Here is a 20,188-nt window from a genome sequence, read left to right on the forward strand (position 1 = left end):
ATCTTACAGCACAAAGGGCGCAGCCAATAGCTGCGCCCTATTTTTATCCCGTGATCCGCCCCAGTACAGCCCAGCGCTGCAATAAATCCTGCTGCAATTTCTTGGCCTTACCATTAAAGCTTGATGCCCCGCGCGGTTGCTCATCTTGCGACGATAGCGACTGCGTCCGCGCCTCTGGGTCATAAGCAAAGATCGCAAAGCTTAACTTGCGCCCGGTATCCGTATCCAAATACCCCGCTAGCGTACTGACAAAGTTTAGCGTCCCCGTCTTTGCCCGCACATTTGCCGGAAAATCCTTAATCGCACGGCGATTTTCATCAACCATCACGATGGACTTCATCAGGGGCTGCAATTCGGCCTGCACGCCAGCAGCATTCAAAAGCCGCACCATATCCTGCCCCGAGACGCGATTTTCATCGCTTAGACCCGAATGATCCGCCAGATGCAGCGTCATCCCGGTCCGCTCTGACAACCACTGCGCCATTGTCGCGGCAGAGCGACCCATCGCCTGCGCCGCGCCAAACCGCTTGGCCGTCGCCGTCATCCCAACCACCTCTGCGGTCAGGTTCGTTGAGTACAGCAGCATATCCCGCAGCATCTGCGTCAGCGGCACGCTTTCAAAGCGGGCAAGTTGTGTGCCTGCGGGCAGATCATCGACCAGCGTCGCAGCAGGCAAAACGATGCCTGCATCCTGCGCCAGCGTCCGGAATACGTCGCCTGCATAAAGCGCTGGAAACCGCACCGGCAGCCAGCGTGATCCCGCTTTACCCAGCGCGCCCTTCGCGACAGTCCATTCATCCGTGCCAACACCCTCGGCGTAGGCATAAACAGGCAATTGCCGATCCACGATCTGCATTCGCGCCATCTTGACCACAGGTCGCAACGTCTCGCTTCGCGCGTCCATGCTGACGGTATAGTCAGCACCGCTTTGCGCCCATTCGAAAAAGACACGGTTAAAGTTCAGGTTCAGCCCGCCCAGCGACGGGTTATACCCCAACTGGTCCAACTGCCCCGGCTCAATCTCTTTTAACCCGGGCAAGGCGTTGCCCCAGACCAAAAACCGCCCCTTCACCTGCTTAAGGCCAGCATCACTCAGCTGCGTCACCAACTGCGCCAGCTCATCCGTCACCAGATTAGGGTCGCCCCCACCTGCCAGCACCAGATCGCCTTCGAGCACGCCGTCCACGACAGGCCCTGTCGCCAGCACTCGGGTCTCGAATCGATAATCGCCGCCAAGTATTTCCATCGCGTAAACAGAGGTCAGCGCCTTCGTCACGCTTGCCGGCGGGCGGCCAAGCCCGCCATCGACGACCTCTAGCACCTCGCCCGTCGCCACATCCGAAATGACAAACCCAACCTGCCCCGCCAAACCTGCGGCGGCGATTAGATCGACAGCACCTTTGCGGGCGACAGGACGGGCATTCGTAGGCACGGCCGCGATGTCCGCCGCCGCCGCCCCGCCCCGCGCCACCGGGCGCAGCGTGCGCTGCGGCCCTGCCAGTGCAGCGCTTGCGAAAAAGGCAACGCCGCCGGCCAAAAGGCCGCGGCGGCTCAAACGGGTCAAAGTCTCTTGGCTCATCTCATCACCGTAATCATGTCAGCGAAGCCGGATCAATCGCACCCGCATCACGCTTGCGCCATGTTCCGGCCTTGCGCAACGCCGTCGAAGACTGATCGCTGAGCGGTAAATTCACAAAACACCACGCCGGAGGCGTCATCAGACCCAAAGCGCCAGAGGCCCGCGCCGGAACTCGCGCGCCGCGATATATCCGCGCCGCTGGACTAAACCCGGCCGCTAAACGATCCCCCGGCCGCGCCAGCACACCAACAGCCACATGATCCATGATCCAGCGCCAATCCTGCCACAGATGAAACTGGCTCAAATTATCCGCACCCATTAACCAGACGAACTGCACGCCGGGATAACGCGCCATCAAACGCCGCAGCGTCTGCGCCGTATAGCGCGTTTTCAACCGTGTCTCTACATCTGTCACCTGCACGCGCGGATGCTGCATGACATCACGCGCCCGCGCCATGCGGTCGGACATCGGCGCAGGACCGTTCGTTTTCAACGGGTTACCCGGACTGACCAGCCACCAGACGCGGTCCAGCCCGAACCGCCGCATGGCCACGCGGGTAATATGCGCATGCCCCTCATGTGCCGGATCAAATGATCCGCCCAGCAGACCAACCCGCTGCCCCCGTCCTGCCTGCGGCCATCCTTGCATGTCCGGTCCCTTTATCTTTGCGCACTGTAAACCCGAAACAGGCCCGCAGGTGCAAACCCAAATGCGCGTTAGGCGTTTGATAAACCCTTCGGCCTAGGTTGCATCAAACGAACTGGCCGAGCATGAGATGTTGAATATCGCCCTGACTGCCTTGATTACCTCCCTACTGTTCGCGGGGATTACCTTTTGCATTCGGCAAAGGCAGGCGCTGATGCGCGACCGGGGGCCTGACTTCAACGCCATCGCCTGCGCCAGCACCAATGATGGCATCGTCGTTCAATCCCTTGACGGCAAGATTATCTGGGCCAATCCAGCCTATTTGCGGATTTTTCGGCTGCCTGCAGATCAGGTTTTAGGTCGAAACCCACTTAGCTTTTGCCTTCCTCCGGATGAATTACAAACCCCCGAACAGATTGCTGCGTTTCGCTATGACAGGGCCGATCCGATCTGGGGCAAGCTTTATATCGTGCGCAATCAACGCAGTGATGGCAGCCTATTTTGGAACCAAATCAGCGCGAGTTTTCACGAGGTAGAGGGTCAGCCGGATCTTGTTATTCTACTGTGCCGCGATGTGACCGAGCAGGTCGATCAAGAGCAGGCGCTGCGCGAATCGACCCGCACACTGGCTTTCATGGCGGAACACGACAGCCTGACTGGCCTCGCAAATCGCAACAAATACAACGCCTTCATCAAATCGGCCCTTGATGGCGACCCCGCAACTCGGCCCGGCTTTGGTGTGCTGCAAATCGATTTGGATCACTTCAAGGCTATCAATGATCGACACGGTCATGCGGCTGGCGACGCGGCCTTACAACACGTCGCCACAACGCTTGGGCGGAGCCTGCGCCAAACCGACCTGCTTGCGCGGCTTGGCGGTGACGAATTCGTCGCCGTCTGCGCAGGTATAACGCACGATTCGGAACTTTTGCGCATCGGTCATTCGCTTGGACAGGCCGCCCGCGCCCCGTTTCACTTTGATGGCAAGCAAATCGACGTCTCTATTAGTATCGGTGCCGCGATTGCGGGCAGCGACGACGATACGGGTGACAGCTTGTTACAAAAGTCCGATTTTGCCCTGTACGAGGTAAAGCGCGCCGGGCGCGGACATGTCGCCGTCTACGATTCGAACCTTCATGAGGAAGCGCAGCGCCGCGACCGATTTGGCCTGCAGCTGCGCGATGCCATCGAAGGAAATGAGCTGACTTTCTACTTCCAGCCGACTGTCGACCTTCACACTGGTGTAATTCGCGGATTCGAGGCTTTGGCCCGCTGGCAGCACCCTACGCAGGGCCTGCTTCATCCGTCCGAATTTCTCTCCCTCGCAACAGAGCTGAACCTGCTTCGCCACGTCGATACCGCGGCAGTCAGTGCTGCCGCCGATCTTCGCAAGCGCCTAGAACACAACAATTTCGATGACATACGCGTTGGCATCAATGGCTCGCATAACCTGCTGTCCGACGACGAACACGCCGATCGGCTTCCCGCTGAACTTGCCCGCGTTGGCGTCAAGACGCGCCATATTGTAATCGAGTTCAACGAACGGGACATTTTCGGCAACACCGACATGATCGAACAAAACATGCGGTCAGTATCCCGCCTTGTTGATATCGGCTTTAACGTCCTGATTGACGGCTTCGGCTCGGGCTACGCGGGCCTGCTTCACATCGAACGCCTGCAAGTCGCCGGCATAAAAGTCGAAAAATCGCTGATCAGACATTTAGACTGCACGCCGGCCTGTGAAAAAATCACGGCCATGTTGCTGCAGTTCGGACAGGAAAAGAACATCTACTGCGTCGCCTGCGGGATCGAGACAGAGGCACAAGCGCTGAAAGTCAAATCCTTCGGCGGCTCGGTCGGACAAGGCAATTTTTTCGCACGCGCCATGCCCGCCGAAGACGTCATTGACTGGCTTCGCCAGCGCCAAGCCAACGCGCGACTGCGCGACGCTGGCTAGTCGCCGATTGCCCCTTGGCCGCCAGCCCGATAAAGAAGGCGAAATTTCAGTCCGAGCGGAGCATTCCCATGGCCAGCTATCAATACGTCTATTTTATGGACGGCGTCTCCAAGACCTATCCCGGCGGCAAAAAGGTTTTTGAAAACATCCGGCTGAACTTCTTGCCTGGTGTCAAAATCGGTGTTGTCGGTGTGAACGGCACAGGTAAATCGACCCTGATGCGGATTATGGCCGGACAGGACAAGGATTTCGCTGGCGAAGCTTGGGCGGCCGAAGGTGCCAAAGTTGGCTATCTGCCGCAGGAACCGGAACTCGATCAAACGCTCAGCGTGCGCGAAAACGTGATGCTGGGCGTGGCCGAGAAAAAGGCTGTGCTGGACCGTTATAACGAACTGGCGATGAACTACAGCGAAGAGACCGCTGAAGAGATGGCCAAGCTGCAGGACGAGATCGACGCGCAGAACCTGTGGGATCTGGATGCACAAATCGACGTCAGCATGGAAGCGTTGCGCTGCCCGCCCGACGACGCAGACGTCAGCACATTGTCTGGCGGTGAAAAACGCCGCGTGGCTCTGTGCAAACTGCTGCTCGAAGCCCCCGACATGCTGCTGCTTGACGAACCGACCAACCACTTGGACGCCGAAACAATCGCTTGGCTGCAGCAGCACCTGATCGACTACAAAGGCACGATCCTGATCGTTACTCACGACCGTTATTTCCTTGATGCCATCACAGGCTGGATCCTCGAACTCGACCGCGGGTCGGGCATCCCGCACGAGGGCAACTATTCCAGCTGGCTGGAAGCCAAGGCCAAGCGCCTTGAGAAGGAAGCGAAAGAGGACAAGTCCAAGCAGCGCACGCTAGAGCGTGAATTAGAGTGGATGCGTCAAGGTGCAAAGGCGCGTCAGGCCAAATCAAAAGCGCGAATCAGCGCCTATAACGACCTGGCCAACCAGTCGGAAAAAGAAAAAATGGGCCGCGCCCAGATCATCATCCCCAACGGTCCGCGTCTGGGTTCTAAGGTGATCGAGGTCATCGACCTGAAAAAGGCGATGGGCGACAAACTGCTGGTCGAAGGCCTGTCCTTTGACCTGCCCCCCGGCGGCATTGTCGGCGTGATCGGCCCGAACGGCGCGGGTAAATCCACGCTCTTCTCTATGCTTACGGGTCAAGCGCAGCCCGACGAAGGCACCGTTGAATACGGCGACACGGTCAAACTGTCCTACGTCGACCAGTCCCGCGACGCCCTGTCCCCCGATGCCACTGTCTGGGAAGAAATCACAGGCGGCGCAGAGATCATCGAACTTGGCGACGCCTCCATGAACAGCCGCGCTTATTGCTCGGCCTTCAATTTCAAAGGCGGCGACCAGCAGAAAAAAGTCGGCCTGCTCTCGGGCGGTGAACGCAACCGCGTCCACATGGCTAAGCTGTTGAAATCCGGCGGCAACGTTCTGCTGCTCGACGAACCGACGAACGATCTGGACGTGGAAACCCTGCGTGCGCTCGAGGATGCTCTGACCTCTTTCGCCGGCTGCGCTGTCGTCATCAGCCACGACCGCTTTTTCCTTGACCGGATTTGCACGCATATCCTGGCATTCGAGGGTGATGCCCACGTCGAATGGTTCCAAGGCAACTTCGAAGACTACGAAGAAGACAAAAAACGTCGCCTTGGTGCGGACGCGCTGGAACCTAAGCGCCTAAAGCACAAGAAATTTGTGCGATAAGATACGATTATGTTGCAGTGCAGCGCCCACAGCGCTGCACTGCGGCGCAACAAAATATCACATTAACGTTTTGTTTTGCAACTTTTGGTAGATATCGCCACATTCGCGTCTAAATTTGCGTTTAAAGCTGACGGATCAATCGAAAGGCACGTGTCATGGCGATCGGCTTACTTAGCGGCATCATCGGATTGTTTTCGGCTTTGTGCTCTACGCTGGTGCCGGGCATTTCGATTGTTGAAACATGCATAATTTACGCCATCATGGTCTGCGCCAGCATGACACTTTCAGTTGTACTCACGCTTATTCACCCGCAGGCAGATTCCCGCACCCATTGATACCGCGCAACACGTCGGCCTTGCATTTGACGCGGGCTTCGCGTATCCAACCGTTGCAGACGTTATCCATCTCGACCCACTGTGTTCCTTTCTAGGCTACAGCGCTCGACATTGCACTGACTACGCCGGGCTACCGCAATCTCGTGGGTGGCATGACTAAAAGGAATAACACGATGGCTACTGGCACCGTGAAATGGTTCAACGCAACTAAAGGCTTCGGCTTTATCGCTCCCGATGGCGGCTCCAAGGACGTTTTCGTTCACATCTCCGCTGTTGAGCGTTCCGGCCTGACCGGCCTGGCCGACAACCAGAAAGTGACTTTCGACATCGAATCCGGCCGTGACGGTCGTGAATCCGCTGTGAACCTGTCGCTGGCTTAAGCCGCTTCTGCAAGACTTGGGTGCGCGGAACCGCGCATCCTTACCCCAGCCAGACGCAGCGATATGCGTCACAAAACCTTCCCAAAAATTTCGTTGATTTTGCAAACGTGACGCAGATAATGGCGTTGCTACGTTAACTCTATCGACGACGGTCCCCATCGGCCCTGTGCATCGATCTAGCACTGACGAGCCGATCCGCTGCATCCCGCGAGCGGTAAGTAAGGGAGACACGCCATGGCAACTGGCACCGTAAAATGGTTCAACACCACCAAAGGCTTCGGATTCATCGCACCCGACGGCGGGACCAAGGACATCTTCGTCCATATCTCAGCCGTCGAGCGTTCGGGCCTGACCGGCCTCGCCGACAATCAAAAAGTCACCTTTGATGTCGAAGCCGGTCGTGACGGCCGCGAAAGCGCCGTGAACCTGTCGCTGGCTTAATGCGCGGTCAGGCTGTTCACGAAATCCAGAACCGCCGGTCCCATATCCGCGACAATCAGCTTCACCCCGGCTGCGTTGGGGTGAATGCCGTCATCCTGCAGGTACGCCTGCAAATCAACGCTGCGCAGCCCTGTGAACCAATCAGGATACAGCGGCAGGTCATAGCTTTGCGCAAGCGCATCATACATACCGTTGAATTCAAGCGCATAATCCGCGCCATAGTTCGTCCCAGCCTGCAGGCCCACCAGTATCGCAGGCACATCCGCCGCGTCTAGCTTGGTCAAAATCTGATCCAGATTGCCCCGCGACACCGCCGGGTCCAACCCGCGCAAATAATCGTTACCCCCCAGCGCCACCAGCACGCCGTCCACGTCCGGCGTCAGCGTCCAATCGACGCGGCTTAGCCCGCCTGCCGTCGTATCACCCGATACGCCAGCGTTCAGCAGCGTGACCTCTGCGCCCTGTTCGTCCAACCAAGCTTGCATCTGGGGCACGAAGCCTTCGCCCTGCGTCAACCCATAGCCCGCCGTCAGGCTGTCGCCCAAGGCTGCGACCGTGACGGGTGCGGCAAATGCCGCAGTTGCAAAAAGGCTGACGGTTAACCCGTTGCGAACTGCCCGTGCGGCACCATATGCAAAGGTGAACAAACCAAAGGTCTTGCCCATGCCCGATTCCGTCCTGTCACTGCGCAACGTGGCGCTGTCCCTCGACGGCAATGCGGGAAAGGTCGACATCCTGCACGATATATCGCTCGACGTGGCAAGCGGTGAAACCTTGGGGCTGGTCGGGCCAAGCGGGTCTGGCAAATCGTCTCTCCTGATGCTGATGGGCGGGCTGGAACAGGCCAGCGCGGGCACGATCACCGCCATGGGCGAAGACCTGACCGCGATGAACGAAGACCAGCTGGCCCGCTTTCGCCGTTCACATATGGGGGTGGTGTTCCAATCTTTCCACCTGATCCCGACAATGACCGCTTTGGAAAATGTCGCGACCCCGCTGGAACTGGCAGGCGCGCCCGATGCGTTTGATCGTGCCCGCGCGGAATTAGACGCCGTTGGCCTTGGTGCCCGCGTCGATCACTACCCCAACCAGATGTCGGGCGGCGAACAGCAACGTGTCGCCCTCGCCCGCGCCTCTGCCCCCCGCCCGCGCATTTTGCTGGCGGACGAACCCACCGGCAACCTTGATGAAACCAACGGCGCGGCGATCATCGACCTGCTCTTTGGCCTGCGCGATCGCCACGGCGCGACGCTGATCATGGTCACCCATGCCCGCGACCTTGCTGCGCGCTGCTCGCGCGTGATTGGCCTGCGTGACGGCCGGTTGGACGCCGCATGAGCCTGCGCCTTGCTGCGACCTTCGCCCGCCGGGAACTGCGCGGCGGCCTGCGCGGATTTCGCGTCTTCCTCGCCTGCCTCGCCCTTGGCGTCGCGGCCATTGCTGCCGTTGGCACCGTCCGTTCAGGGATAGAGGCCGGCCTTGCCGAACAAGGCAGCGCCTTACTGGGCGGCGACGCACAGGCCACGCTAACCTACCGCTTTGCTGCAGAGCCAGAGCTCGCCTTTATGCGCGAGGTCTCAACCACCCTATCCGAAACCGTCGATTTCCGCTCTATGATCACCGTGGGTGATGACCGCGCCCTGACGCAGGTGCGCGCCGTCGACGATGCCTATCCCCTTGTCGGCAACGTCACGCTTGATCCGCCCATGCCCCTGCCGGACGCGCTGGCGGGGAACGGCACCCTACCCGGCGGCGTGATGGAACGCGTCCTCGCTGACCGCCTTGGCCTGACCCCCGGCGACACATTCCGCATGGGCACGCAGGATTTCGTCATGTCCGCCGTGCTGGCCAGCTATCCTGACAACGGCGCTGGCGGCTTTTCGCTCGGACCGCGCAGCATCGTGCTGACCAAGGATCTGGCGAACGCGGGCTTGCTGTCCGAAGGTACCCTCTTCGACACCGACTACCGCATGCTGCTGCCCGCTGGCACCAACCTGCAAGCGCTAGAGGACCGCGCCGACAGCCAGTTCCGCGACACTGGCATGCGCTGGCGCGATAGCCGCGAAGGTGCAGGCGGCACCGCCCGTTTCGTAGAGCGCATTGGCGCCTTCTTGATCCTTGTGGGCCTGTCTGGCCTTGCCGTCGGGGGCGTTGGCGTCAGCGCTGCTGTGCGCGCCTATCTGGGCAACAAAACCGGCACCATCGCGATCCTGAAAACGCTCGGTGCCACACGCGGCACGATCTTTACGACTTACGCCCTGCAAATCGGCGTTCTGACCCTGCTTGGCGTCGCCATCGGCCTGATTCTTGGCGGCGGCATTCCCGTTCTGCTCGCCCCGGTGATCGAGGCGCAATTGCCCATCCCCGCCGACTTCGGCTTCGCCCCCGCACCGCTGATTGAGGCGGCGATATACGGCATCCTCGCCGCCGCGATTTTCACCCTCTGGCCCCTTGCCCGGACGGAACAGATCCGCGCAGCGACCTTGTTCCGCGATGCATTTGCCGGGGGCACGGCCCTGCCCCGCTGGCCCTATCTGGCCATCACCGCCGCGCTGATCGCGCTCCTGCTCGGCCTTGCGATCTGGTTCTCTGGTACCGCGTGGCTCACGCTTTGGACCGCTGGCGGCATCGCTGGGGCCCTGCTGATCCTTGTGCTCGCTGCAGCGCTGATCCGCTGGATCGCCCGTATCTCTCGCCGCGCGGCACGCGGCAGGCCGGCCCTGCGCCTTGCGCTGGCCAGCATTGGCGCACGGGGCGGCGAATCGACCTCTGTCGTGCTGTCGCTGGGCCTTGGCCTTGCTGTGCTGGCGGCCATCGGCCAGATCGACGGCAACCTGCGCCGCGCCTTCACGGCAGAACTGCCAGAGCGTGCGCCAAGCTACTTCTTCGTCGACATCCAGCCTGACCAGATCGACGGCTACCGCCAAATCCTTGCGGATAACCCCGCCGTCACCCGCGTCGACACCGCCCCCATGCTGCGCGGCATCATCACGCGCATTAACGATGAAGACGCTGAAAAAGTCGCTGGCGGCCATTGGGTCGTGCGCGGCGATCGCGGCATCACCTATGCCAATGCCCTGCCAGAGGGGAGCACCATCAGCGCCGGCGAATGGTGGCCCGAAGGCTACTCTGACGCGCCGCAAATCAGCTTTGCCGCCGAAGAGGCTGCCGAGATTGGCTTGAGCCTTGGCGACACCCTGACCGTCAACGTGCTGGGCCGCGATATCACCGGCACGATCACCAGTTTCCGCGAAGTGAACTGGGACAGCGCGGGCCTTGGCTTTGTGCTGACGTTCAACAGTGCAGCCCTAGCGGGTGCGCCGCACAGCTGGATTTCCACCGTCTACGCCACCCCGGAATCAGAGGCGCAGATCCTGCGCGACTTGGCCACCGCCTATCCCAACATCACCGCCATCCGCATCCGCGATGCCATCGACCGCGTCGCCACCTTGATCGAAGGCGTCACCGCCGCCACCCGTTACGGCGCGCTGGCGACTCTTGTGACAGGTTTCCTTGTCCTGATCGGGGCCGCCGCCGCAGGCGAACGTGCCCGCACATTCGAGGCGGCTGTGCTGAAAACCCTTGGCGCGACCCGCGGTATGATCATCACCAGCTTTGCCCTGCGCGCGGCGCTTCTGGGCTTTGCCGCAGGCGCGGTTGCCTTGGCCGCTGGCATCCTTGGGGGCTGGGCGGTGCAGACCTTTATCATGGAAGGCGACTATCAGATCATCTGGGCCAACGCGCTGTGGATCATTGGCGGCGGCGTGCTTGTGTCGCTGCTCGCAGGCCTCGCCTTTGCGATCCGCCCGCTGCAAGCCGCCCCAGCGCAAGTCCTGCGATCGCGCGACTAACCAAGGCCCAGCAAGCAACAAAAAAGGCGCAGGTGGATCACCACCTGCGCCTTTTATCATCAAAGGTCAGCTTCTTACAGCGACGGCTTCTTCTGCAACAGCGGCATCACTTGCGCCATCTCTGGCCCGCGTGCCTGCCCGGTGACAGCCAGACGCAGCGGCATGAACAGCCCCTTGCCCTTGCGGCCCGTGGCCTCTTTCACCGCATTGGTCCACTCGCCCCAAGTCGCATCCGTATAGGGCGGCTCGCCCAGCAGATCGAAGGCCTGCGCGACCATGTCGCGGTCTTCATCCGCGACCACAGCCTGCCCGCCATCGCGGAACAGCGCCCACCACGGGGCCACATCATCCAGCTTGGCGATGTTTTCCTTCACCACAGCCCAGAACGCGGGCTGCAGATCGGCAGGCACGCCAGCTGCGTCCAGCGTGTCCTTTACCGCATCAGCCTCAAGCGTCGCATAGTGGCGCGCAGTCAGTGGCCACAGGTCTTCGAAATCGAACTTCGTTGGGGCAGACCCAAAGGTGCCGATATCGAAGCCTTCGATCACTTGATCAATGCCATTGACCAGCACGACAGGCTGGGACGATCCAAGCCGCGCCATCAGCGACAAAACCGCCTCTGCCGCGATGCCCTGCGCGCGCAGATCGCGCAGCGCCAGCGTGCCAAGACGCTTCGACAGCGCCTCGCCCTGCGGGCCGGTCAGCAAGGAATGGTGGGCAAAGCGCGGCACGGTGCCGCCCAGCGCCTTCATGATCTGAATTTGCGTAGCTGTGTTGGTGACGTGGTCGGACCCGCGCACGATATCCGTGATCTTCATGTCCACATCGTCGACGGGGGACGCGAAGGTATACAGGATCTGGCCGGTTTCCTTGATCAGCACGGGATCGCTGACCGACGTGCAATCAATGCTGATCGGACCCATGATCCCGTCGTCCCATTCGACCCGTTCCAGATCCAGCTTGAAGCGCCAGTGGGACTTGCGCCCCTCGTCGCGGTAGGCCTGCTTTTGCGCGTCAGTCAGCGACAGCGCAGCGCGGTCATAGACCGGCGGCTTGCCCATGTTCAGCTGCTTCTTGCGCTTCAGGTCCAGTTCGACGGGCGTTTCGAAACATTCATACAAACGCCCCGCATCCAGCAATTGCTGACGCGCCTCGTCGTAGCGGGCAAGGCGATCAGACTGTTTTTGCACGTCGTCCCATGTAATCCCCAGCCAGGTCAGCACATCGCGGATGCCCTGTTCGTATTCCGGCTTGGACCGTTCCTGATCGGTATCGTCGATCCGCAGAATGAACGTGCCGCCGTTCTGGCGCGCGATGGCGTAGTTAAACATCGCAGCGCGCAGGTTGCCGATGTGCATCCAGCCGGTGGGCGACGGGGCGAAACGGGTGATCGTGGTCATGGGGCGACGTCCTTTATCTTTGCCCCTGCTGTGTCATGCCGCCTGCGGTTTGTCCAGTTTTGACGCCCCCGGGGCCGGCAAACGCCACACCAAAAGCGCCAAAGCGACGAAGGACACCGTTGAAAACAGCAGCGCCAGTTGCAAGGCGTCCGAATAGACCGCGACCTTCCCCTCTCCTGCCTGCAAACCGCTGGTGACATGGGCAAAGAACAGTTGCCCCATAACCGCAATTCCCAAGGCACCGCCGAGCTGCTGAAACGACTGCAGCGCGCCAGAGGCAGAGCCGGTATCCGCGTCCTTCACCTGCCCCAGCACCGTGTTGAACAGCGGCGATATTGCCGTGCCAAGCCCCAGCCCGCCCATGAACAAGGGGATCATGAATGCGTTGCGGCTGATCTCTCCGGCCTCTTGCGGGGTCACAAAGGGCAGCAAAATCATGCAGCTGGCCAGCAACGCGCCTCCCATACTGATCCGGGGCCGCAAAAAGCGGTTGCCCAATCGCCCCGCCGCAATTGATGCTGTCAGCACACCAATCGAGAACGGGATCGTTGTCAGACCAGATTGCAACGGCGTGAAGCCGTTTCCGACTTGCAGCAGGATCGCAAGCACAAGGAAAAACCCCGGAATGCCTGCAAACAGCAACATAACGATCCCAGTGCCGACCATGAAATTGCGGTTGCGGAACAAGGCCACCGGCAGCAATTGCGCCTGCCCCATCGTAGCCCGGCGGCGTTGCCACCAGACAAAGACCCACAGCATCGGCAGCGCGGACGCCATCATCGCGAAAATCCATAGCGGCCAGCCAACCTGACGCCCCTCAATCAGGGGGAACATCACCAGTAGCGTGGTAATGGCCGCAAGGCCGATCCCGACAAAGTCGACCTCTAGCCCCTTATTGCCGGGCAGATTAGGTACAAACTTCAGCGCGCCGATCACGGCGATGATGCCGACCGGCACGTTCACCAGAAAGATCGGCCGCCAGTCAAGCCCTTGAATATCCGCGCCAATCAGGAACCCGCCCAGCACCGGCCCTGTCACGCTGGCAAGGCCTGCCGACAGCCCGAATAGCGCAAAGGCCAGCCCGCGTTCCTTGGGCGCAAAGAGCGAGGGCACAATCGCCAGCGTCTGCGGCGTCATCATCGCGCCGCCAATCCCCTGCACCACCCGCGCCGCGACCAGCGTATAAATCGACGGGGCCAGCCCGCATAGCGCAGAGCCGAAGGTGAAAACGCACACACCCGCGATGAACATCCGCCGCCGCCCGACCCGGTCGCCCAGTCGCCCCATCGGCAGCAGCAACAGCGCAAAGGTCAGGATATAAATCGCCACGACCCATTCGATCTGGCTGTCCGTCGCGCCAAAGGCGTCCTGCAGCGACGGGATCGCTACGTTGACGATGGTCACGTCGATCAGGTTCATGAAACCCGCAACCAGCAATGCCGCCATGGCAAACCATCGCCCGGCCAGCGGGGTATCGTCATTCGTCGCGTTCATCTTGGGCTTCCTGATCTGTGACAAGTTCGATCTAGCCCTGCGCCAGACAATGTCCAAGCGCCAACGCCTTCCCATCAAAAAGGGCCCCGCATCACAATGCGGGGCCCAAATTTAGTGCAATATCAGATCGTTTTAGCGAATGATCTGAACGATTGTGCCGGTTTCAGCGTCGACCAGAACTGGCAGGTTGTTCACGTTCAGGTAACGGTACTCTGGCTGTGGCACCTCAAAGGTCGTGATCTCTGCGGGGACGATAGCGCCCACAACGACTTCGCCGTCCAGATAGACCGTATCAACCGGGTTCGCCGCAACATAGGTCAGCGTATCTGGTGTGGGTTCAACCGCTGCTGCGCCGACGGCTGTACCTGCGATACCGCTGGCCACGATGGCACCCACGGGGCCGCCCAGTGCGAAGGCGGTCAATGCACCGACCGTGGCGGTCGCTACGGCTGCGCCGTTCTGGTCACCTTGCGACACGCCCTCTTCGGTCTGTGTGATGATCACCAGCTCTTCTGGGTTGCCGGCCATGTCGACCAGCGGCACGGCGTTGGCGTTGTCCTCAACATACAGGTACTGGCCCGATGCCCAGCCTTCTGCGTCCGCAGCAGTGACCTTGCACCAGCTGACGTCTTCCAGGCAGCCTTCGATTGTGACCTCTTCGTTCAAGGCCAGCACGCCCGTGATTGGTGCTGCGATGGTTGGATCGGTCCGCACGGTCAGTTCTGCGCCAGCCTTGGCAGACGTGGTCTGCGCGAAAGCAGGGACAGCTGCGGTCAAAGCGATGGCAGAGGCGATTGTGAGTGTTGTCAGTTTCATGCGAGTCTTCCTTTAGGCCGTCCCGCTGCACCGATGATCGATACTACTTAACAAGACGGCGTTCTGGGAATGAAATGCGCGGCAGTGGCCAATCGTTCCGTGGCCAAACGGGGTGCAGGCGGCTATCCGCCCAAACCGGACCTTGATTTCGGCAACAATCGCAAGGCGTTGGCAGAAAGGCTTGTCGCTGCACGCCAGCAGACCACAGCTCGTGCGCAAAACATCACCGGCCCGCGGGTTGCCGCATCACGCGCCATGCCTGCTCTTTGTCCGAAGCATTCGAAACCAAGGCGAAACCCGCGCTATCGACTGCCCACCCCGCACAGCGCCGTACCGGGGTTCGATACCGCGTGAACGATCAGGTCGTCGTCCGTTATCCGTTGTCGCGCCAGCGGTTTACGATGGGATAGCGGCGATCCAGCCAGAACGCCCGGCGCGACAACCGCGTGCCGGGGGCCGACTGAAAGCGTTTGTATTCGCTGATATAAACCAGATGCTCGACCTTCTTGACGGTGGCCCGGTCGTAGCCCGCAGCGACGCAATCCGCGACGCTGGATTCGTCATCGACCAGCATCGTCAGGATGCCGTCAAGGATGTCATAGGGCGGCAGGCTGTCGTCATCGCGCTGATCGGGACGCAGTTCTGCACTGGGCGGCTTGTCGATAATGCTGACAGGGATCATTTCCCCCGCAGGGGCCTTCATCCACGGACGGTGGTTGGCATTGCGCCAGCGGCAAATGTCGAACACCCGTGTTTTATACAGATCCTTGATCGGGTTATAGCCGCCCGCCATATCACCGTAAATTGTGGCATAACCCACTGCGACCTCTGATTTATTGCCAGTGGTTAGCAGCATCTCGCCAAACTTGTTCGACTGCGCCATCAGCAGCAGCCCGCGCATCCGGCTTTGAATATTCTCTTCGGTCAGATCGGGCGCGAGCCCGTCAAACAGCGGGGCCAACGCCGTGCCCACCGCGTCAACAGGCCCGGAAATCGGCACCGTGTCGAAGGCACAGCCCAGCGCATCCACGACCCCCTGCGCATCATCCAAAGACGCCTGAGAGGTGTATTTGCTGGGCAGCATCACGCCGCGCACATTGTCCGGCCCCAGCGCGTCAGCCGCAATCACGGCGACAATCGCACTGTCGATCCCGCCAGACAGACCCAGCAGCACCTTTTTAAAACCGGTCTTGCCGCAATAATCGCGCAGGGTTTCCACCATCGCGCGATAGTCCTGCTCAAGGCTGTCTGGGTGATGCGCCTTCGCGCCCTCGGCCGCGACCCAAGCGCCGCCTTCGCGGATCAGATCGACGTGGGCAATCGCCTCTTCCATAATCGGCATCTGCAACGCCAGCTTGCCGCCCCGGTTCAGCACGAACGATCCACCATCGAACATCTGGTCGTCCTGCCCGCCAACCATGTTCACATAGATCAGCGGCACGTCATTTTCGATCACGCGGGCGACCATATTGTTCAGGCGAATGTTGAACTTGTCACGGAAATAGGGGCTGCCGTTGGGAACAAGCAACACCTCCGCCCCGCTTTCGACCTGCGCCTCTGCCACGTCAGGATACCAAGCATCCTCGCAAATCGGCGTGCCAATGCGCGGGCCTTGCGTGGCAAAGGGGCCGTGGATCGCGCCCCGGCTGAACAGGCGCACCTCGTCAAAGACATTATAGTTGGGCAGGAAAAACTTATCCGCACGCCCTGCGATCTTGCCGCCTTGCAGCATGTAATAGCAGTTGTGCAGCTTCACGCCCTCGACCGCCGGTCCGCCAATCATCAAGATGGGACCGTCAGCGCAGTCCGCTGCCAATTTTTCAATCGCCGCGACGGCGTCCAGAATGAAGGCGTTGCGCCGGACTAAATCCTGCGTCTGATACCCCGTGATGAACATCTCTGGCAGCGCAACCATCTGCGCCCCCGCATCACGCCCCTGCCGCCACGCGTCCAGCGCCTTTGCGGCATTGCCTGCCAAGTCCCCAACGGTTGGGTTCAGCTGCGCCAAGGTGATGCGATAGGTGTCAGTCATGGGCGATATCTCCGGGTTTGGACTGCAAATAGCAGATATCCGCCCAAGGGAAACCCGCCGCCGCCCCGCTTGCCCCGTTGCCTGCGGCCCAGGCTTTCTTTACCCTCCGGTTCTGAGGCAATCACAGGACTCCCCATGACGCGTTTTGCAACGGCAGCACTCTTGGCAATGACCCTTGCGGGGGCAGCTACGGCACAGACCGTGGAAACCAAGCAATACGACGACGGCGGCGTGTATGAAGGCGCATTCCTGAACGGCAAACAGCATGGCACGGGCACCTACACCCTGCCCAACGGCTACAGCTATACCGGCAACTGGGTGGCGGGCGAAATCAGCGGCACCGGATCTGCGACCTTCCCCAATGGCTCAATCTACGAAGGCACATTTGCCGCAGGCAAACCTGACGGCACCGGCAAGATCACCTTTGCTGACGGCGGCACCTTTGAAGGCGACTGGCTCGAGGGGAACATCACCGGCCGCGGCATCGCCCGCTACGCCAATGGCGTCGTGTACGAAGGCGAATTCCGCAACGCGATGCACCACGGCACCGGCACCATGCGCAGCCCCGACGGCTATGAATACACCGGCCCCTGGATCAATGGCGTCAAAGAAGGCGTCGGCCGCGTCACCTATCCCGACGGTGCCATCTATGAAGGCGCGCTGAAAGCAGGAGAGCGTGACGGGACCGGTACCCTGACCATGAAAGACGGCCTGATCTACGAGGGCACCTGGGTCGACGGCCAAATCCAAGGCACGGGCAAACTGATCCAACCCAATGGCGACATTTACGAAGGCGACCTTGCTGCCGGCAAACGCGACGGCACCGGCAAAGTCACTTATGCCAACGGCGATATCTATGACGGCGGCTTTACCGATGACCGCCGCAATGGCACGGGCACCTTTACCGGCACGGACGGCTATCGCTACAGCGGCGACTGGAAAGACGGCCAGATCGACGGCATGGGCGAAGTCACCTATCCCGACGGCGCGGTTTACGTCGGTGCCTTCACCGCCGATCTGGCGAATGGCACGGGCAAAATCACCTACGCCGACGGCTCGACCTATGACGGGGCATGGACCAACGGCGTCATCGACGGGCGCGGGGTTGCGACCTATGCCAACGGCCTTGTGTATGATGGCGACTTTGTGAATGCCAAGAACGAAGGCACCGGCACCATGACCTACCCCGACGGATATACCTACGCGGGCAGCTGGGCGGACGGGCAGCGCAACGGCATGGGCACGGCCACTTATGCTGACGGCACGGTCTACGAGGGTGAATTCCTGAACGGCCAGCGCCACGGCACCGGCACGATCACCCTGCCCGATGGCTTCGTCTATGCTGGCGAATGGCAAGACGGCGAAATCAGCGGCAAGGGCGTCGCGACCTACGCCAACGGCGACGTCTACGAGGGGGCATTCGTGCGCGGCCGCCGCGAAGGCCCCGGCACCATGCGTTATGCTACAGGCACTGAAACCACAGGCGATTGGGCCGACGGTGCCCTGCTAACACCGGCCCCCGCGCCAGAGCCCGCGACCGCGGAAGAGGCACCCGTCAACGGCGACGCGCCCGTCAACGTGGACACCGCCCCGGCAGAACCTGCGCCCGCCAACTAAACCTTAGCCCCGCAGCCGCGCCTTCAGCGCCAGCAGGTCGGCCCAAGCCTCGCGCTTGGCCGCCGGCTGGCCCAGCAGCATGTCTGGCGAAAACATCGGCAGCGCGGGGCGGCCCATCACCTCGGCCCACTGCCCGCGCATCCGCGTAATTCCGGCGCGTCCCAGCAAGGCCTGACAGGCCGCATTGCCCATACAGACGACAACATCCGGCTGCACCAGCGCGATATGCCGCTGCACAAACGGCAGCATCATCGCCAGATCATCCGCCAGCGGCATGCCCGCCCCCGCCGTGCGCCAAGGCATCACATGCATGACATAGGCCGCCTGCGCCGCGGCCTCGGACGTCCGGTCCAGCCCGATCGCCCCCAGCATCCGGTCCAGCAACGCGCCCTGCGGCCCGACAAAGGGACGTCCCGCCTGATCCTCGGCCCGGCCCGGCGCATCGCCAATCACCATGACACGCGCGGCCATGTGTCCCTCGGCCCCGACAAAGTTGCGCGCACCGCGCTTAAGCGCGCACAACTCGAACCCTTCATGCGCCGTCGCAAGCGCCGCCAAATCTGCCGCCGCCTCAGCCGCCTCGCGCGCCAGCGCCACGGCGTCGAACTTTTCGGGCACCGGGATCGGCGGCGGCGGTGGCCGCGTACCGGGGGCAAGCTTCACTGGCGCAGCCTTCGCCGCCACGGCTTCCAGCGCATAGCGGTCGACGGGCACATCGCCAATCGCCTCATCCGCGCCCAAGGCCACTTGCCAGTCGAGCAAGGCAACCTCGGCCCAATATGTCTCACTTGATTCCATAGGCCTCACTCTACCCCAGCCAAAGGCGGAACGCAGTCCCCTTCTTCTGGTCAAAAATATCTCGGGGGGACGGCGCAGCCGGGGGGGCTGGCCCCCCATCCCGCGCCCGCCTATAACCACCGCCATCAAGAAGGAGAGCCATCATGTCATTCCGCGCACGCCACCTGCTGGGCATCGAACATCTGGCCCCAGACGAGATCACAACCCTGATTGATCTGGCCGATACCTACGCCACCGACAACCGCGCCGGCAAAACCCACCGCGACGTGCTGGCGGGCATGACCCAGATCAACATGTTCTTCGAAAACTCCACCCGCACCCAAGCCAGCTTTGAACTTGCTGGCAAAAAGCTGGGCGCGGATGTGATGAACATGGCGATGCAGTCCAGCAGCGTCAAAAAGGGCGAAACCCTGATCGACACGGCCCTGACCCTGAACGCCATGCACCCCGACCTGCTGGTTGTGCGGCATCCGTCCTCTGGCGCGGTGGATCTGCTGGCGCAAAAGGTGAATGGGGCGGTGCTGAATGCAGGCGACGGCCGCCACGAACACCCCACGCAGGCCCTGCTTGACGGCCTCACCATCCGCCGCGCCAAAGGGCGCCTGCACCGCCTGTCCATTGCGATCTGCGGCGACATCGCCCATTCCCGCGTCGCCCGGTCCAACATCATGCTGCTCGGCAAAATGGAAAACCGCGTCCGCCTGATCGCCCCGCCGACCCTGATGCCCGCCGGCATCAGTGAATTCGGGGTAGAGGTGTTCGATGATATGGAAAAGGGTCTGCAGGACGTCGACGTCGTGATGATGCTCCGCCTGCAAAAGGAACGCATGGACGGCGGCTTTATCCCGTCAGAGCGGGAATATTTCCACCGCTACGGCCTTGATGCCGCCAAACTGGCCCGCGCCAAGCCGGACGCCATCGTCATGCACCCCGGCCCAATGAACCGCGGCGTTGAAATTGACGGCACCATCGCCGACGACATCAACCGCTCTGTCATTCAAACGCAGGTGGAAATGGGCGTCGCCGTGCGCATGGCCGCGATGGACCTGCTGGCCCGCAACCTGCGCGCCGCCCGCGCAGAAGCCGCCGCCTGATCCGGGAACCAGTCCCGCCCCTGC

Annotated in this window: 17 protein-coding genes; 9 read left to right on the forward strand and 8 right to left on the reverse strand. The window is 61.3% G+C overall.

All coding sequences use genetic code 11. The annotated features are described in order from the left end of the window. Positions 1-43: 43 nt before the first annotated feature. On the reverse strand, positions 44-1,579 hold the full coding sequence (dacB, locus tag BM131_RS05555; RefSeq protein ID WP_090186790.1) for a D-alanyl-D-alanine carboxypeptidase/D-alanyl-D-alanine endopeptidase: 1,536 nt from the start codon (positions 1,577-1,579) through the stop codon (positions 44-46). Positions 1,580-1,592: 13 nt separating this feature from the next. Then, positions 1,593-2,228 carry a nicotinate-nucleotide adenylyltransferase gene (locus tag BM131_RS05560; RefSeq protein WP_090186793.1) on the reverse strand — a complete coding sequence of 212 codons (636 nt, stop codon included), beginning with the start codon at positions 2,226-2,228 and terminating at the stop codon, positions 1,593-1,595. 211 nt (positions 2,229-2,439) lie between these two features. Here BM131_RS05560 and BM131_RS05565 point away from each other — a divergent pair, with 211 nt between their 5' ends. From BM131_RS05565 to BM131_RS05580, 5 genes are all read left to right on the forward strand, one after another. Then, positions 2,440-4,182 (forward strand): putative bifunctional diguanylate cyclase/phosphodiesterase, encoded by a 1,743-nt coding sequence (locus tag BM131_RS05565; protein WP_175499196.1) that lies wholly within the window; start codon positions 2,440-2,442, stop codon positions 4,180-4,182. A 68-nt stretch (positions 4,183-4,250) separates the two neighbouring features. Continuing rightward, positions 4,251-5,906, forward strand: a complete 1,656-nt coding sequence (gene ettA, locus BM131_RS05570; RefSeq protein ID WP_090186799.1) for an energy-dependent translational throttle protein EttA — start codon at positions 4,251-4,253, stop codon at positions 5,904-5,906. A 155-nt stretch (positions 5,907-6,061) separates the two neighbouring features. Next, the gene (locus tag BM131_RS19925; RefSeq protein ID WP_139222587.1) at positions 6,062-6,241 is read left to right on the forward strand and encodes a hypothetical protein; all 180 of its coding nucleotides are present in this window, start codon (positions 6,062-6,064) and stop codon (positions 6,239-6,241) included. A 173-nt stretch (positions 6,242-6,414) separates the two neighbouring features. Then, the gene (locus tag BM131_RS05575) at positions 6,415-6,621 is read left to right on the forward strand and encodes a cold-shock protein (protein WP_072856590.1); all 207 of its coding nucleotides are present in this window, start codon (positions 6,415-6,417) and stop codon (positions 6,619-6,621) included. A 234-nt stretch (positions 6,622-6,855) separates the two neighbouring features. After that, on the forward strand, positions 6,856-7,062 hold the full coding sequence (locus tag BM131_RS05580; RefSeq protein ID WP_090186802.1) for a cold-shock protein: 207 nt from the start codon (positions 6,856-6,858) through the stop codon (positions 7,060-7,062). On the opposite strand, the gene BM131_RS05585 is transcribed toward BM131_RS05580, so the two are convergent. After that, on the reverse strand, positions 7,059-7,727 hold the full coding sequence (locus BM131_RS05585) for an arylesterase (protein WP_090186806.1): 669 nt from the start codon (positions 7,725-7,727) through the stop codon (positions 7,059-7,061). The genes BM131_RS05580 and BM131_RS05585 overlap by 4 nt on opposite strands. On the opposite strand from BM131_RS05585, the gene BM131_RS05590 reads away from it, so the two are divergent. Next, positions 7,726-8,400: an ABC transporter ATP-binding protein gene (locus tag BM131_RS05590; RefSeq protein ID WP_090186808.1), complete on the forward strand. Its 675-nt coding sequence runs from the start codon at positions 7,726-7,728 to the stop codon at positions 8,398-8,400. The genes BM131_RS05585 and BM131_RS05590 overlap by 2 nt on opposite strands. Beyond that, complete coding sequence (locus BM131_RS05595) at positions 8,397-10,913, forward strand: ABC transporter permease (protein WP_090186810.1); 2,517 nt, start codon at positions 8,397-8,399, stop codon at positions 10,911-10,913. Before BM131_RS05590 ends, BM131_RS05595 begins: the two co-directional genes overlap by 4 nt. Positions 10,914-10,987: 74 nt before the next feature. On the opposite strand, the gene gltX is transcribed toward BM131_RS05595, so the two are convergent. From gltX to BM131_RS05615, 4 genes are all read right to left on the reverse strand, one after another. Continuing rightward, positions 10,988-12,313 carry a glutamate--tRNA ligase gene (gene gltX, locus BM131_RS05600; RefSeq protein WP_090186813.1) on the reverse strand — a complete coding sequence of 442 codons (1,326 nt, stop codon included), beginning with the start codon at positions 12,311-12,313 and terminating at the stop codon, positions 10,988-10,990. A 33-nt stretch (positions 12,314-12,346) separates the two neighbouring features. Beyond that, complete coding sequence (locus BM131_RS05605) at positions 12,347-13,807, reverse strand: MFS transporter (RefSeq protein ID WP_090186816.1); 1,461 nt, start codon at positions 13,805-13,807, stop codon at positions 12,347-12,349. A 132-nt stretch (positions 13,808-13,939) separates the two neighbouring features. Beyond that, a complete protein-coding gene (locus BM131_RS05610; RefSeq protein WP_090186820.1) occupies positions 13,940-14,623 on the reverse strand; it encodes a DUF1236 domain-containing protein in 684 nt (227 codons plus the stop codon). 373 nt (positions 14,624-14,996) lie between these two features. Next, positions 14,997-16,655: an NAD+ synthase gene (locus tag BM131_RS05615; protein WP_090186823.1), complete on the reverse strand. Its 1,659-nt coding sequence runs from the start codon at positions 16,653-16,655 to the stop codon at positions 14,997-14,999. A gap of 135 nt (positions 16,656-16,790) precedes the next feature. On the opposite strand from BM131_RS05615, the gene BM131_RS05620 reads away from it, so the two are divergent. Continuing rightward, on the forward strand, positions 16,791-18,272 hold the full coding sequence (locus BM131_RS05620) for an MORN repeat-containing protein (RefSeq protein ID WP_425434301.1): 1,482 nt from the start codon (positions 16,791-16,793) through the stop codon (positions 18,270-18,272). 3 nt (positions 18,273-18,275) lie between these two features. Here BM131_RS05620 and BM131_RS05625 read toward each other — a convergent pair whose 3' ends face one another. Then, the gene (locus BM131_RS05625; protein ID WP_090186826.1) at positions 18,276-19,070 is read right to left on the reverse strand and encodes a uracil-DNA glycosylase; all 795 of its coding nucleotides are present in this window, start codon (positions 19,068-19,070) and stop codon (positions 18,276-18,278) included. A gap of 143 nt (positions 19,071-19,213) precedes the next feature. Between BM131_RS05625 and BM131_RS05630 the strand changes: the two genes are divergently transcribed. Then, positions 19,214-20,164, forward strand: coding sequence for an aspartate carbamoyltransferase catalytic subunit (locus tag BM131_RS05630; protein WP_090186830.1), 951 nt, complete (start codon positions 19,214-19,216; stop codon positions 20,162-20,164). Positions 20,165-20,188 lie beyond the last annotated feature (24 nt).

Source organism: Loktanella salsilacus (assembly GCF_900114485.1).
Classification (GTDB): Bacteria; Pseudomonadota; Alphaproteobacteria; order Rhodobacterales; family Rhodobacteraceae; genus Loktanella; species Loktanella salsilacus.

Coding starts and splice junctions, on each gene's coding strand:
- BM131_RS05585 (WP_090186806.1), bottom strand. CDS start 7,727: ATGGGCAAGACCTTTGGTTTGTTCACCTTTGCATATGGTGCCGCACGG.
- BM131_RS05560 (WP_090186793.1), bottom strand. CDS start 2,228: ATGCAAGGATGGCCGCAGGCAGGACGGGGGCAGCGGGTTGGTCTGCTG.
- gltX (WP_090186813.1), bottom strand. CDS start 12,313: ATGACCACGATCACCCGTTTCGCCCCGTCGCCCACCGGCTGGATGCAC.
- BM131_RS05625 (WP_090186826.1), bottom strand. CDS start 19,070: ATGGAATCAAGTGAGACATATTGGGCCGAGGTTGCCTTGCTCGACTGG.
- BM131_RS05605 (WP_090186816.1), bottom strand. CDS start 13,807: ATGAACGCGACGAATGACGATACCCCGCTGGCCGGGCGATGGTTTGCC.
- BM131_RS05590 (WP_090186808.1), top strand. CDS start 7,726: ATGCCCGATTCCGTCCTGTCACTGCGCAACGTGGCGCTGTCCCTCGAC.
- BM131_RS05595 (WP_090186810.1), top strand. CDS start 8,397: ATGAGCCTGCGCCTTGCTGCGACCTTCGCCCGCCGGGAACTGCGCGGC.
- ettA (WP_090186799.1), top strand. CDS start 4,251: ATGGCCAGCTATCAATACGTCTATTTTATGGACGGCGTCTCCAAGACC.
- BM131_RS05630 (WP_090186830.1), top strand. CDS start 19,214: ATGTCATTCCGCGCACGCCACCTGCTGGGCATCGAACATCTGGCCCCA.
- BM131_RS05610 (WP_090186820.1), bottom strand. CDS start 14,623: ATGAAACTGACAACACTCACAATCGCCTCTGCCATCGCTTTGACCGCA.
- dacB (WP_090186790.1), bottom strand. CDS start 1,579: ATGAGCCAAGAGACTTTGACCCGTTTGAGCCGCCGCGGCCTTTTGGCC.
- BM131_RS05615 (WP_090186823.1), bottom strand. CDS start 16,655: ATGACTGACACCTATCGCATCACCTTGGCGCAGCTGAACCCAACCGTT.
- BM131_RS05580 (WP_090186802.1), top strand. CDS start 6,856: ATGGCAACTGGCACCGTAAAATGGTTCAACACCACCAAAGGCTTCGGA.
- BM131_RS05620 (WP_425434301.1), top strand. CDS start 16,791: ATGACGCGTTTTGCAACGGCAGCACTCTTGGCAATGACCCTTGCGGGG.
- BM131_RS05565 (WP_175499196.1), top strand. CDS start 2,440: ATGCGCGACCGGGGGCCTGACTTCAACGCCATCGCCTGCGCCAGCACC.
- BM131_RS19925 (WP_139222587.1), top strand. CDS start 6,062: ATGGCGATCGGCTTACTTAGCGGCATCATCGGATTGTTTTCGGCTTTG.
- BM131_RS05575 (WP_072856590.1), top strand. CDS start 6,415: ATGGCTACTGGCACCGTGAAATGGTTCAACGCAACTAAAGGCTTCGGC.